General features: G+C 38.8%; 13 protein-coding genes. 3 read left to right on the top strand and 10 right to left on the bottom strand.

Features of this window, described 5'->3' with window-relative positions; translation table 11 throughout:
- Positions 1-272: 272 nt before the first annotated feature.
- The gene (locus N8A89_RS16765; RefSeq protein ID WP_281543263.1) at positions 273-1733 is read left to right on the top strand and encodes a c-type cytochrome; all 1461 of its coding nucleotides are present in this window, start codon (positions 273-275) and stop codon (positions 1731-1733) included.
- Between the two features lie 52 nt (positions 1734-1785).
- Here the strand turns inward: N8A89_RS16765 and N8A89_RS16760 are convergent, their stop codons facing one another.
- The 4 genes from N8A89_RS16760 to N8A89_RS16745 form a co-directional block, all read right to left on the bottom strand.
- Positions 1786-2445, bottom strand: a complete 660-nt coding sequence (locus N8A89_RS16760; RefSeq protein WP_281543262.1) for a class I SAM-dependent methyltransferase — start codon at positions 2443-2445, stop codon at positions 1786-1788.
- 778 nt (positions 2446-3223) lie between these two features.
- The gene (locus N8A89_RS16755) at positions 3224-3727 is read right to left on the bottom strand and encodes a DUF4251 domain-containing protein (protein ID WP_281543260.1); all 504 of its coding nucleotides are present in this window, start codon (positions 3725-3727) and stop codon (positions 3224-3226) included.
- Between the two features lie 129 nt (positions 3728-3856).
- Complete coding sequence (locus tag N8A89_RS16750) at positions 3857-4651, bottom strand: hypothetical protein (protein ID WP_281543259.1); 795 nt, start codon at positions 4649-4651, stop codon at positions 3857-3859.
- 70 nt (positions 4652-4721) lie between these two features.
- Positions 4722-5966 carry a T9SS type B sorting domain-containing protein gene (locus N8A89_RS16745; protein ID WP_281543258.1) on the bottom strand — a complete coding sequence of 415 codons (1245 nt, stop codon included), beginning with the start codon at positions 5964-5966 and terminating at the stop codon, positions 4722-4724.
- Between the two features lie 146 nt (positions 5967-6112).
- On the opposite strand from N8A89_RS16745, the gene N8A89_RS16740 reads away from it, so the two are divergent.
- Positions 6113-6742: a GntR family transcriptional regulator gene (locus tag N8A89_RS16740; protein ID WP_281543257.1), complete on the top strand. Its 630-nt coding sequence runs from the start codon at positions 6113-6115 to the stop codon at positions 6740-6742.
- Between the two features lie 11 nt (positions 6743-6753).
- Here N8A89_RS16740 and N8A89_RS16735 read toward each other — a convergent pair whose 3' ends face one another.
- From N8A89_RS16735 to N8A89_RS16710, 6 genes are all read right to left on the bottom strand, one after another.
- Positions 6754-7347: a hypothetical protein gene (locus N8A89_RS16735; RefSeq protein ID WP_281543256.1), complete on the bottom strand. Its 594-nt coding sequence runs from the start codon at positions 7345-7347 to the stop codon at positions 6754-6756.
- 3 nt (positions 7348-7350) lie between these two features.
- Entirely contained in the window at positions 7351-7839 is a 489-nt protein-coding gene (locus N8A89_RS16730) for an RNA polymerase sigma factor (protein ID WP_281543255.1), read from the bottom strand.
- A 286-nt stretch (positions 7840-8125) separates the two neighbouring features.
- Positions 8126-8386 (bottom strand): protealysin inhibitor emfourin, encoded by a 261-nt coding sequence (locus N8A89_RS16725; protein ID WP_289644633.1) that lies wholly within the window; start codon positions 8384-8386, stop codon positions 8126-8128.
- Complete coding sequence (locus N8A89_RS16720) at positions 8383-9399, bottom strand: M4 family metallopeptidase (RefSeq protein WP_281543253.1); 1017 nt, start codon at positions 9397-9399, stop codon at positions 8383-8385. The genes N8A89_RS16725 and N8A89_RS16720 overlap by 4 nt, the downstream gene beginning before the upstream one ends.
- Positions 9400-9538: 139 nt before the next feature.
- Positions 9539-10639, bottom strand: coding sequence for an amidohydrolase family protein (locus N8A89_RS16715; RefSeq protein WP_281543252.1), 1101 nt, complete (start codon positions 10637-10639; stop codon positions 9539-9541).
- 6 nt (positions 10640-10645) lie between these two features.
- Positions 10646-11257, bottom strand: a complete 612-nt coding sequence (locus tag N8A89_RS16710) for a nucleotidyltransferase family protein (protein WP_281543251.1) — start codon at positions 11255-11257, stop codon at positions 10646-10648.
- A gap of 297 nt (positions 11258-11554) precedes the next feature.
- On the opposite strand from N8A89_RS16710, the gene N8A89_RS16705 reads away from it, so the two are divergent.
- Complete coding sequence (locus N8A89_RS16705) at positions 11555-12646, top strand: vWA domain-containing protein (protein WP_289644631.1); 1092 nt, start codon at positions 11555-11557, stop codon at positions 12644-12646.
- The last annotated feature ends 114 nt before the right edge of the window (positions 12647-12760 follow it).

The following is a 12760-nucleotide window of genomic DNA, read 5'->3' as shown; positions in this document are numbered from 1 at the left end:
GTTATGTTAAAAAGAAATAGAAATACGTAGCGACTTACGTGGAAAGAGAATTGTAACTTATGGTAACAAAAACGTCAATTTCGTGGTCATAGCAAGAATAATCTGCCTCCCTTTTAACGGTAACAAAGATAGGATATGTAATTTGATTTCCAATTAAAGATTGAATTTAGTGTCTAAAGCACATCCTTTTACCGATAAATTGGAGGGAGTAGACCATTAAAAATGAAATAAACTATAGTATTCTTAAATTTATGATGCCTTAAATTACGAAGATGAAAATTTCTCACATAGGATTATTCCTGATCTGTCCCATTTTCATGGTGTACATTTCTTGCTCGAGTGATAATCCCGTTGAAGTCATGGAGGTAATTGAGGACTCCGAAGAAATGGATGACCCCGACCCTATTATCATCAGAACGACGGAAATTTCCGCTTCTCCCCAAAGACCTGGAAACGCTGAAAATGGAAAGGACTACCTGATAAACGGAGACTACATGAGTTCTGGGATTCCGTATAATGCATGGGTTCTAGCCGCAGGAGAGGATAATTCCAAGCTGCTTAATCGGACAGGAGATAATGCCGTTATTTCCTATGACAACACTGCCATATCCGCTTTTAACGGGGTAAGGGTGGTTGCCCCTAATTGTTTAAACTGTCACTCATCTTTCATCAACGACACTTATATTATTGGATTGGGACAACATGATGGCGACTATACACAGAACAGGGCTACCAGCGTACCGCTACTTACGAGTGCCATAAATTCAATTTATGGACCGGACAGTGATGAGGCCGAAGCTTATGGCCAATTTGCCAGAAGTATTTCTGCCATTGGACCCAAGACCGTAACAGCATCTAGAGGGGTAAATCCAGCCGATAAAATTGCTGAAGTTCTCATATCGCATCGAGATAAAAATACGTTGGAATGGCAGGACGAACCGTTGATATCGCTTCCGGATGAAGTTATCCCCACCGATGTTCCTGCTTGGTGGTTGTTAAAGAAAAAGAACGCCATGTTCTATACCGGCATGTCACGGATGGACTTTTGTAAGTCCTTTATTGGCGCCAGTCTATTAACATTAGAAAATGTTGTCAAAGCCGAAGAAGTGGATGAAAAAATGGAAGATGTACTGGCCTATATTTATAGTTTAGAGGCTCCAGAATATCCATTTGATATTGATATGGATTTGGCAGACCAAGGTAAAATTGTATTCGATAATAATTGTGTATCGTGCCATGGCAGTTATGATGCTGGCGATGTGGACAATTACCCAAATTTATTGGTAGCATTGGAAAGTATAGGGACCGACCCTGAACTGTCCAATCACTACACGGCGTCAACTACAAGAAATTCTTATTTTTTGGATTGGTTCAATAATGGATGGTTTGGCACCTACTCTAGTCCGTTAGAAATAGTTCCGGATGGGGGTTATATTGCCCCGCCCTTAGACGGAATATGGGCCACTGCTCCTTATTTCCATAATGGGTCCGTTCCTACGCTAGCGGATGTTCTGAATAGTAAAACTAGGCCTATTTTCTGGTCACGAACCTTTGACAATAATGATTACGATAAAGAACTTTTGGGATGGAACTATAGTGTGGAAACTAGCCAGCAGGACAAAAACACCTATAATACTACATTGAAGGGATACGGCAATGGCGGGCATACGTTTGGGGATGTGCTGTCCGATGAGGAAAGAATTGCTTTATTGGAATACTTAAAGACTTTATGAGAAGTAGTGCTTAGACTTTATTTGAATTTTAATAGGATTAAAGTGTGATAAATTAATCGCTAGGGTTAACCGTTGCAGTCAGCACCCACATTTGTTTTTCAGGTTCTCGATTCCAAGTACCAAAACTCGAATTCCTACTTTCAATTTCAAAGCCTGCATTTTTTAACTCTTTTTCAACATAGGAAATGGACAGCGTGTGACCCATGGCTTGCGCCGCTCTGGATTTGCCGATGTGTTGTTCTTTTAGTTTTTCCAAGATTAGTAGCTTACCTCCAGGTTTCAAGGCGCTCTTTATATGGAGCAACATTTGTTCGTAGTCATCAATTTCGTGGTAAGTGTCTATAAGAAAAACAACGTCAAGCGTATTATTGGGTAATTTTGGATTGTCATAATCACCCAAAATCGTCCGTACATTGCTAATTTTATTATTACCCAGACTTTCGTTAAGGCGTTCCAAGCGATTCCTACGAACATCCACGGCATAAACCTTTCCCCTATCCCCTACTCTTTTAGATAAATGAAAAGTCAAGTATCCCTCATGGCAACCGATATCAGCTACGACATCTCCAGCGCTCAAGTCGACAGCACCAAAAAGTTCGTCTAAATGCATCCATTTATCCCTATCGTTCCAATCAGCTCTGTCGTACTGAGCGCATACTGGCTGAATAGAAATTAATAGAAGCAAAAGAAAACAGCTAATGTATCTCCCCATAAAAGTAAGTTACAAAACAAAGGGATGAAGCTCTTCATATTTAAATGTTAAATATGGTATTTGAACGGATTCTATTGAATAATAATTTAAAAAGTACAAAAAAATTAATAGCTCCAAAAATTTTAACATTTATTCATAAGACTGATTATCAGTTAATTATAATACATCTGAATTTAATTATGTTTAAATTATGTTAAATATAGTACCTTTTATTGCATAGTACTGTAACAAAATATATTCCTGCTCGTCTATTAGATATAAACAAGATTTATAAAACATTTATCAATCAATTAATCATCATAAAAAAACGAACATCATGAGAACTTTTATCAGACAAACACCGACAGAATCTAGAAGACATTCTTTCTTTTCAAATTTTAAGAACAGTAAAAGAGTATTATGGGCAGAGGTAAGACATCACACCCATTAAACTAACGACATCAATCAATAAATTAATCACAATCAAAAAACGAACATCATGAGAACTTTTATCAGACAAACACCGACAGAATCTAGAAAGCATTCTTTCTTTTCAAATTTCAAGAACAGTAAAAGGGTGCAATGGGCAGAGGCAAGAAATCATATGCACTAGGCTCGTTTATCATCATCAATCAAAAAACGAACATCATGAAAAATTTTAAAAGATTAGCACCGACCACATCAAGAAAATTTGCATTTTTCTCCAATTTTAAGGAAAACAAGCGCATACGATGGACGGAAACGAGAAATTTTATTTAATGACAAACCGATCAAAAACATGAAAAAGGAAGTGACTTCATCAATCACTTCCTTTTTTAGCTATGACTTCATTTTTGTTGATTGCCTTCAATTTTCCATAATAGGAAATACCGGGTCTATTAATTGATTTTATAACAACGGTGGCCCAACCACTGGAACCTACCAAAAGTTGGACATTAAATCTTTCCTTATCATTCCGTACTTGATATGCCAACGTTATTAGTGACTTTCTCTTATTTTCAGAAAAACGTACTTTTTCCAGACTATCGTTAAATTTTATCAAGCCTCCACCACTTGTCAGTCTGTAATTACCAAAATACGGTAGCATAGCTTCTGAAATACCATCCTTTACTTTAATGTAATTCAAATTTGTAACTAGGCTCCTACTTGAACCTTCTCTCGGTAGCACACTGCTAGCTTCAAAAATGAAGTCCATAGACTCCACTAATTTCTTGACTTCTTGGTAGTCTGAATTATCGGTATTTTGAGCAAAAGCTGCAAAGGAACAAATTGCCATTATCAGTACTAAGGATACTTTTCTCATCACAAATCATTTGTCCTAAATGAGCAAAAATTGTTCCAAAATCGCTGGTAGGAGAAGGAATCTAGAAGTCAACCAATAAAAAAAGCCCTTATGACATAAGGGCTTTTTTAAACTATTTATTGTGTTTGTTTAGTCTTTTAAGGAAATCTCCTCTTCTACTCCGTTCGGATAGATCAATGTTGCCAAATCATCGCAGGAACCATCGCCAAAATTAACGGTTACTTTTAATCCATTCTTATCAACGGTCATAACCCCAGTCGTTAAATAAGCACAACTTAAGTTTCCTTCCAAAGTATTGTTTACATTCACAGTGTACGTATCATTATTCACATTAAGCGTCCAATTTCCGTCTATGGTCAAGGTACTCGTTTCCAAGCTGTCGCCAAATGTAATAGTGAACGTTTTTGTTCCGTTTTCAGAAATTGTCTCACCATCCTCCATTTCCAAGCTCATAGTACTGGTTACGGAGAAGGACACTGAATTTTCATTTGAATTACCGCTTAACACATAAGTTCGGGTTCCGTTAATCTTAATCGTACCAACATAGAAATTGGTATAAGTTGCCGTGTATGAAGCTGTTTCGCTTTCTAGATTGTAGGCGACCGTTACGGTTCCATTCACATTATCCGTTCCATTTAGCACACAATTATTAAATGTGGCAATAAAACCACTATCGGAATATTCGGCACTATAGCAGTCATTATTTTTGGCAGATTTACCGGTTGAACCATTGTTCATATATAATTCCGAAAGGACCGTATCCGCAACTCCGGAAATGTCATCGGATTCCAATATGGTCTTTAATTCAGTTTGGGTAAGGGTTTCTTTGTCCATTAATCCCTCATCATCACTACAGCTATAGGTTATCAGTGTAATGATGCTAAATAAGCTTAACTTTTTAAATACAGATACAAATGTTTTCATCTTTTTTTGTTTGTGGGTGTGCCATATAAACGTAGAATCGGTTGGTTTAGTATGGAAAATGTGTTACCCACTATCTCTTAAGAGCAAAAAATCCTTTAATGCTATTCTTCTCTGCGGTTTTCACTAAGTACCAGTAAGAGTCTGAAGGGAGTGCGCTTCCATTATGAGTGCCATCCCATTTTTGATCGGGAAGTAATTGCTGTAATAATTTTCCATAGCGATTGAAAATCAAAATGGATTCGACCACTACCATATCCGTTGAACTAACGCTCCAATAGTCATTGAAACCATCATTATTCGGGGTAAAGAATTTAGGCACCAGGCCATTAAACGTATTATTGTTCATTATTATATTGGTAAAGGATACTGTTGGACAAGATTCCGCCAGTAATTCTCCGTCATAGGGTGTAATGCGTACATAAATTCTTGTATTCGACGGAAGGCCATCGGTTTGGAAGGATTGTATATTGCCGACGTCACCACTGAACAGTTCATCACCATTTTGGGTCGTACCAATGGATAAAATGTAACCATCCGCACCATTTACGTCGTCCCATTCTAATAAAGGATCTCTTATGATTCCAGTCTCATCGGGAATAGGGTCACCAATGGCGGTACAATCTGGTAAAGGTGGCCCATCTCCTGTTACAAATGTAATTGGGGAGCAACCCATGGCTGCACCGATATCGTTATACGGAATAATCGTAACGTAGTATCGCGTTCTGGGCTTAAAATCGGGCGGCTTGTAGTTCGTTCCATTGCCTACATCTACCCTGTCTAGTATTAAAATACCGTTGGGATCACGTTCGTAAACGGTCATTAGATATCCAGTGGCCGAGAAATCACGAATCCAGGTAATATTTGCTGTTGTAGATACCAACATATCACCATTAAAAGGATTGATGATTTCCGTACAGCCAGGGAAACCTTCTGCCCTTGTCGTAAAGGATTCCTCTTCACAATTTGTAATGTTTCCAGTATTGGTACGGGGCGTTATCGTAACATAATATGTGGTAAGCCCATCTAAAGGAGTTGCAAACGTATAATCAGTTGTATTGCCAACATCTTCAAGATTTAAAATATCACTTCCACCACTCGTCGTACCTACGGTTACGCGATAACCAACTGCATTGGGGGCTGGCATCCATTGTAAATTGGTGGTGACCGCCACGTTGGTGGCACCATCCAAAGGTGTATTCAATGTGGTGCACCCGGTTTGCCCTGTTACCAAAAAAGGTAACACACACGGAAAAATCAGTAGAAATAGTCTAAATTTTTGAATAGCGCTCATTTCCTTGATGTCTACGGCATTCATTTTTCAAAATTTCATGTCCCAAAGAAACCTTTTACAATTGGAAACAATAGAATGATTTTAAAGGTAAAAAAATAAGTTCACAGCCTTATCACAATAATAAGGCTCCGTTTTTAGTTAAATCGTATACGATATTCTATATTTGAAACGTGCAGACAAAAATCAATTTAAGGGATCAGGTTAGAGACCATCTTTTGGCAGAAATGAAAAAAGGGTCCTTACAACTTGGCAGGACCATAAATTTAGCAGCACTTTCCAGACGTCTAGATGTTAGCGTTACCCCTATACGCGAGGCACTGACACAATTGCAACAGGCCCATATCATTAAAGCAGTCCCAAATAGAGGCTTTATAATTTCAGATTTAGATGTAAAGGAGGCAGAGGACTTGTACAATTTGGTGGCTAGTTTGGAGGTAATGGCTATTGAAAATACCGAATTTGACCAAGACACGATAGACCAGCTTAAAAAACAACAGGAAATTTTTGAAAATGCACAGGACGCACTCTCCCGAATTCAGGCCGATTTGGACTTTCACCATATTTTGACAAAAGGATACGACAACGAGTTGGCGCTGCAAATATTGAGCGATTTAAGGACCCGTATTTTCTTTTACGAACGTGCTTTTATGGAAGAAGATACCTTCTACAACAAGTCTGACAATCAACACGATTCCATTATTTCGGCAATAGCCGATGATAACGTTCCCACCGCTTCCCTCCTACTAAAAATGAACTGGATGTTGATTTTGAACTATATTCAAAAGAAGCTTACGGAATAACCCAAATGCAGCTATTCCAAATCCTTTATCAATTGTTCAGCTGAGCTGGTGATACGTTTGTATTGGCCATACCCCCACTGGGCAAAAAGCGCCAGGAAAACAGCCATAATTAATAATTTCCATACCAAAGTCGATGGTTCCAGAAAAAGATTTTTATCATTTACGATTTTGGCAATGGCTGGTAGAAAGGTCATCAGATATAAGAAACTAGCATACAAACCATACCGCTGTACTCTGAGAAGATGATTCTTTGCTTTGGTATATTGAAGTAAGGCATCCTTGTAGTTTAGGTCAATGATATTAAGTTTTCTAATTCTCTTTAGTGAGCGCAATACGAGTACAGGCATTAGAACACTAAATAGAATAGCGAACAGACCACAAAGCAATAAATACCACGTATCTAGCTTAAGGATATTGAGGCCAATATATAATGCAGATATTAGGCAGACAATGGTACCTGCTTTCTCATAGTTGGTTATGGTTTTAAATTTTGCCCTATATTTTTCCTTAGTCATGTCCATAATGATTTCGTTTGTGAGTTCTTTTTGTTTTTCCAATTCACGGCTCATTTGCGCCCATGCGGATTGTAATTCTTCTAATTCCATAACTTATGATTTTGTCATATTGGTTCTTAATTTCTCTTTTATTCGGGAAATCCTAGTTCCTACATTAGAATCGCTCAAACCCGTAATTTCTGCTATTTCTTTATAACTTTTTCCTTCCAACAATAAGAGCATCAAACCTTTCTCTAAGACATTTAACCGTTCAATATGTTTATACAAACTTCGAAGACGCTCTTCATATTCCTCGTTTGAATTTTCGCTATAGCTTAGTACGGTGTCCGAAATTGGGACGGCATCCGGGCGTCGCTTGCGCTTTTTTAATTGTGAAATCGCAGTATTCATCGCCACCCTATACATCCAGGTTGTAATTTTAGACTCATTTCTAAAGGAATCAAAAGACTTCCACAACTGATACACCACCTCCTGGAACAAATCCTCACGATCCGTTTTGTTGTCGGTATAGATAGAGGTCACTTTAAACAAGAGTCCCTGGTGCTTACGTATCAATTCAGCAAACTCGGTTTCTTTCGCCATTCAACCCTATTTTACTAATAAGTATGTCATTCCATGAAATTATCACATCAAGGTCAAAAAAATTTATATTTATTACTTTTTAGTAATAAACATAAGTCCCAGATATAATCCGTTGTAAAGAAAAAAGACATGAAGTTTTTAAATGAGGAAATAGAATTTCTCACAAGAAGGATTAAAACGGAATCTTTGGTGAAACATGAAAACTCTTGTGGTATTTTTCAAGACTATGGAGAACGGAGGTCAAAACAGGTGTAGAATGTGAATGTGAAGAAGTCCGATTCTTAAATTAACTATCGGTAATTTTCCGAATCATTTTGAGGACAGGTTCGGGTAGATTTTTATCGTCAAAAACAGCTTTGTATTCCTGCTCCTCATCTTCTATTTTGATGTGATATGTAAAACCATCCCGTATTTCATTAGAAAGTGGTACTTTTTTTTTCAAGGCTTGTATCAATTCCTTACTGAACTCTTCGTCTAATTGCACGGTTCCCTCGTATTCCCTTGGGATACCTACAAATCCACCATTGATAAAGATTGAATATTTCATGCTACAACTTTTACAAGTCCAACTGCTGCAAAACCTGCCGTTACGGCTTCCACGGCAGTATCACAAACCTTTCCGTCACTTTGTAAGCGCTCAGCAGTAATTAGTATCACATCCAACATATCGTAGAAATCGGCAGTCCGCCATAGTGCCTTTAGTGTTTCAAACCAAATAAGGGCCGATTCATCCAAACCAATTTCCATGCAGCATAAATAAAAAGCCTTGTTTGGGATGCCAGAATTGATATGAACTCCTTGATTATCTGCACTTCCAGAATAGTAATTATCCATATGATCCGGCTGCCTGTCAAAATCATTGGCGGTACCGGGAGCCTTTAGCGAACGAATGGCCACTCCCGGAAATTGTTCGGTCACCACAGTATCTCCTATCAACCAATCAGCTTCGGAAATATCTTGTTTTAAAAAATTTTGTTTGATGACCGTTCCAAAAACATCGGAGAAATGTTCATTTAATGCTCCGGACTGACTTCGGTACTCCAGATTGGCCAAAAACTGTGTGATGCCATGAACAAGTTCATGTGCGACAACATCAATGGCACTCGCGAAATTCTTGAATTCCTTTCCATCTCCATCGCCATAAGTCATTTCATCCCCGTCCCAAAAAGCATTGTTATATTTTACACCATAGTGTATATTGGAAATGATGTCCAAACCATTTCCGTCTATGGAATTGAGTTCGAACGTTTTCTTGAAATATTCACGCACAAACCCAGAGGTTTCATAAGCATCGTTCGCCACTTTATCCTTTACAGGTGCAGCTCCCTCTTTACGGACCAACGCCACTCTTTGTCGATTTTTATTCTGACTGTCGTAAATAAAGCGCTCTCCATTACCCGCCAAACGTTCCTGTACAAGAAGCTGGTTAAGCGCGGTATTTCGTTTTTCAAGAATTCTGTGGGTATCGTTCAGTGTCTTTTTACAACTGACGTTTCCTCTTTTGGCCAAAGCCTCTAAGATATGTGGAGGAACAATATGGCAGTGGGGCATGTTGCACATAATGCAAGAATTAAGGTTTTATTCCTACAAGTTATACAACTTTTAAGTTCTAAATGCGGATAGTTACGTTAAGATTCCTATAAAAATGAATTCAGACACCCCATTCGAATTCAAATTATTTTGAGCTCAATGATTCCGGTTATTCCTGTGGGAAAAGAGTTTTGTCCAGACCTGGAATAAGCTCCAAGGCATTTTTGTAATACAGCTTTTTTAGAACTTCATCCGGAAGATTTAATCCGTACATGGCCCAAAAAGCATGGTACTTTTTGTAGTAGGGAAAGTACTCGTCATTACTTTCCAAAACTCTAAAATAGGTAGGGAATTCCTCAGGCCTCCAACTATCCTTGCCAAATAAGACCCGGTCTTGGTATTTAATGAAAAAGGCTCTGGCGTTCTGGGGCTGCCGTCCTAATTCAGCGATAACTGCAGCAATACCTACCGACATATTGGGTATTTCATCCAGCAGTTTTCCAAGTTTGCTCAAATCATTGGCGTACCAGCCCATATGGGCATTAATAAACTTGGTCTTGGGATTTCTTTTGAACATATTGTGTTGTTCTTGTATGATTTGTTCCCAAGGTGCAGGGTCAGTGGCGGAACGTTTTCTTCTTGGATGTGTCTTGAGTTCCAACCATCGTTCGTTGTCACTGTCCATGTCGTCCCAAAACGACTTCGGGTCCGCCGCATGGATAAGTACGGGTACGCCCATCTCCGCACATTTTTCCCAAATGGGGTCTAGTCGTTCGTCGTCTACGGCCAATCGGTTACCATCGACGTCGTTATAGCGCAACCCTAAACTTTTATAAATTTTAAGGCCTTTTGCACCATATTTTATATCCGCTTCCAACTGTGTTGCGGCCTGTTCTCCCCATCCAGGTTTTCCCACCCCATCAAAATCCACATTGGCAAATACTACGAATCGGTTTGGATAACTCTTATTGATATTATCGATTTTGGCCTTAAGGCTTTCCCCGGAACCTCCACTCAAATTCACCATCACACCTTCGTTCAAAGCATCCATTTCAGCAACAAGTTCACCAAGTCTGGAGACTGACATATCCCTCTGATGACTGTGTACATCTACAAATGGAAATTTGGCACGCTCTATTTCGGCACCAGGTACCACTAAAGTGGACGTCGGGTTATACTCCTCAAAACTCATTTCCTGAGCATGAGTTTTCGTTGCAAAGCACAGAAGCGCCACTAAAGTAAATTTGTAATAGGTTGTCATTGAGTTCATGCGGTATTAATTGTATTGATTGTAGATTTCTAAATATTCTTCGGTAGTATCGATGTCCTTTATAAGTTCTTTTGGATGCACTATAGTTGTCCGGGCTTCATATTTTGACAAAATATGTTTCGCGCCATGGTCTTCCTTCAATTCCATTAATTCTGAAGCTATTTGCCTTGCAAATAATGCCGGGACCCCAATTTTATCTTTGTAACGGGAAGCTACGATAGGATTAATGCCCGACCCAAATTCCATAATCATTTTTTTATAATAATCGCTGTGCAATAAAGGTTGGTCGGCCAGACATATCAGGACACCATCAAAATTATTCTTTAGATTCAAAACATGACGAATTCCATAAGCTATACTACTACCCAAGCCATTTCTCCAATCAAGATTCTCCAAAATGGTCACCTCTTCTACCCTAAAATCAATTGCTTTTCGTATTTCTTCGCTATAGGCGCCAAGCACTACAAAAATAGATTCCTTTTGTACACCTTTGAGTACGTTGATGGTATGATTTAATAAGCTGGTCCCTTTCCAAGGCAATAATTGTTTAATGCCATTCATTCTTCGCGATTCTCCCGCAGCCATGATTAAAATTGCTATCTTAAGTTCCTTATTCAATAGTGGATTCTCTTAGTTTTTATTTAATAAGGCCAGCAGTGTTCACCATCAAATGATGGCGTTCCATTGTGTCATCAGAGATATAATCTTGAAAATCGTGTTTTAATTCCTGTGTCATTTGGCTTGTGGCTACTTCAGTATTTTCACCTATGGTCTCAGGTGAAAATTACCCATTTCCGGCCTGATTATTTGGCATCTTACGGGTTCTTTAACATTCTTTAACATAAATTTTAAATTACCCGATAATTTATATAAACTTTGTGCGTTCTGCTTGTTGAACTCAAATACGATATGATTATGAAAATGTTTCTGAAAACTTTCGGTTTTCTTTTTTTACTATCCTTAGTAATATCCTGTGGAAATGCGGACGATGATGTGGACCTTAACCTGAATTTTGGCGATGGATTGGGTAAGGGAAAACCGGTAGATGATTGCCTTGGACTGGATGATGGCGAACTCGTGCTCTCTATTCAGGAACAATTTACGACGCTTCCCGGAAAGGTTTCCATTTTCTTTAAGGTGTCGGACACGGATGGTAATCCTGTTTCTGGTTTAACCGCGAATCAATTTACCATTTACGAGCAAGGTAGGAACGATGATTGTTTCAATACCATATCTACTTCAGAATCTTTTGCACGTATTTCTCCCAACTCCCAGATTTTTAGTAACAATACATTATTGGTGCTGGATTTAAGTAATAGTGTGTTAAGTAGTAGTTTAAACGAACTTAAGGTGGCGAGTACCAGTTTTGTAAATAATGTGATGCCAGCAACCACCCAAGAATCCTTCAAAATGGCTATTTACTGGTTTGATGGTGAAAATGAGTTACACCTGCTGAATGCATTGACAGCCTCTAAGCAGGAACTAATCAATTCTATTGACGGTATTACGGATGACATAAGTAACGACCCTTCTACGGATTTATACGGAGCGGTCATCAAATCGACCGATATTGCTTCCAATCTGATACAGGAAACTACAGCCGGTGGAAGTATTGGAGCTGCTTCCGTAGTAATTTTTACGGATGGCACCGATCAAGCCTCTCGTTTTACAGAAGATGCAGCGTTGAAGAAAGTGAACGAAGCCGATCCTAACATCTCCTTCTTCACCATCGGTCTTGGCGGGGAAATAGATACCCAAGTATTGCAGGATATAGGCAAAACCTTTAGTGTTTTTGCGGGGAACGCGGACGAATTGGAAGATACGTTCCGCGATATTTCCGAGAAGGTTTCCGAACGGGCCAATAGCTTTTACCTTTTTGAGTATTGCAGTCCAAAGCGTGACGGTAGTGGAGAAAACAATCTTGCTATCCAAGTAAGCACAGGTTCAAGACAGGGTGCCGTACAAACCAAGTTTGATGCCAAAGGATTTACAGGCGGATGTGAATAACGAAATTTAATTCCTCATGTATTTAGAAGCACTTCGGTGCTTCTTTTTTTGACTTTATTCGACCGTTGTAATCTATTGATTGTCATTTTATTGCATACGCTAATGTGGGTCATA

Source organism: Maribacter aestuarii (assembly GCF_027474845.2).
Taxonomy (GTDB): domain Bacteria; phylum Bacteroidota; class Bacteroidia; order Flavobacteriales; family Flavobacteriaceae; genus Maribacter; species Maribacter aestuarii.
Note: the sequence above shows the minus strand (reverse complement) of the source record. Positions and strands in the feature narration are given on the sequence as shown.

Excerpts from the sequence above, each read along its gene's own strand:
- N8A89_RS16755 (WP_281543260.1), bottom strand. The coding sequence starts at position 3,727 with ATGAGAAAAGTATCCTTAGTACTGATAATGGCAATTTGTTCCTTTGCA.
- N8A89_RS16745 (WP_281543258.1), bottom strand. The coding sequence starts at position 5,966 with ATGAATGCCGTAGACATCAAGGAAATGAGCGCTATTCAAAAATTTAGA.
- N8A89_RS16765 (WP_281543263.1), top strand. The coding sequence starts at position 273 with ATGAAAATTTCTCACATAGGATTATTCCTGATCTGTCCCATTTTCATG.
- N8A89_RS16725 (WP_289644633.1), bottom strand. The coding sequence starts at position 8,386 with ATGAAATATTCAATCTTTATCAATGGTGGATTTGTAGGTATCCCAAGG.
- N8A89_RS16735 (WP_281543256.1), bottom strand. The coding sequence starts at position 7,347 with ATGGAATTAGAAGAATTACAATCCGCATGGGCGCAAATGAGCCGTGAA.
- N8A89_RS16720 (WP_281543253.1), bottom strand. The coding sequence starts at position 9,399 with ATGTGCAACATGCCCCACTGCCATATTGTTCCTCCACATATCTTAGAG.
- N8A89_RS16715 (WP_281543252.1), bottom strand. The coding sequence starts at position 10,639 with ATGAACTCAATGACAACCTATTACAAATTTACTTTAGTGGCGCTTCTG.
- N8A89_RS16705 (WP_289644631.1), top strand. The coding sequence starts at position 11,555 with ATGAAAATGTTTCTGAAAACTTTCGGTTTTCTTTTTTTACTATCCTTA.
- N8A89_RS16760 (WP_281543262.1), bottom strand. The coding sequence starts at position 2,445 with ATGGGGAGATACATTAGCTGTTTTCTTTTGCTTCTATTAATTTCTATT.
- N8A89_RS16730 (WP_281543255.1), bottom strand. The coding sequence starts at position 7,839 with ATGGCGAAAGAAACCGAGTTTGCTGAATTGATACGTAAGCACCAGGGA.
- N8A89_RS16750 (WP_281543259.1), bottom strand. The coding sequence starts at position 4,651 with ATGAAAACATTTGTATCTGTATTTAAAAAGTTAAGCTTATTTAGCATC.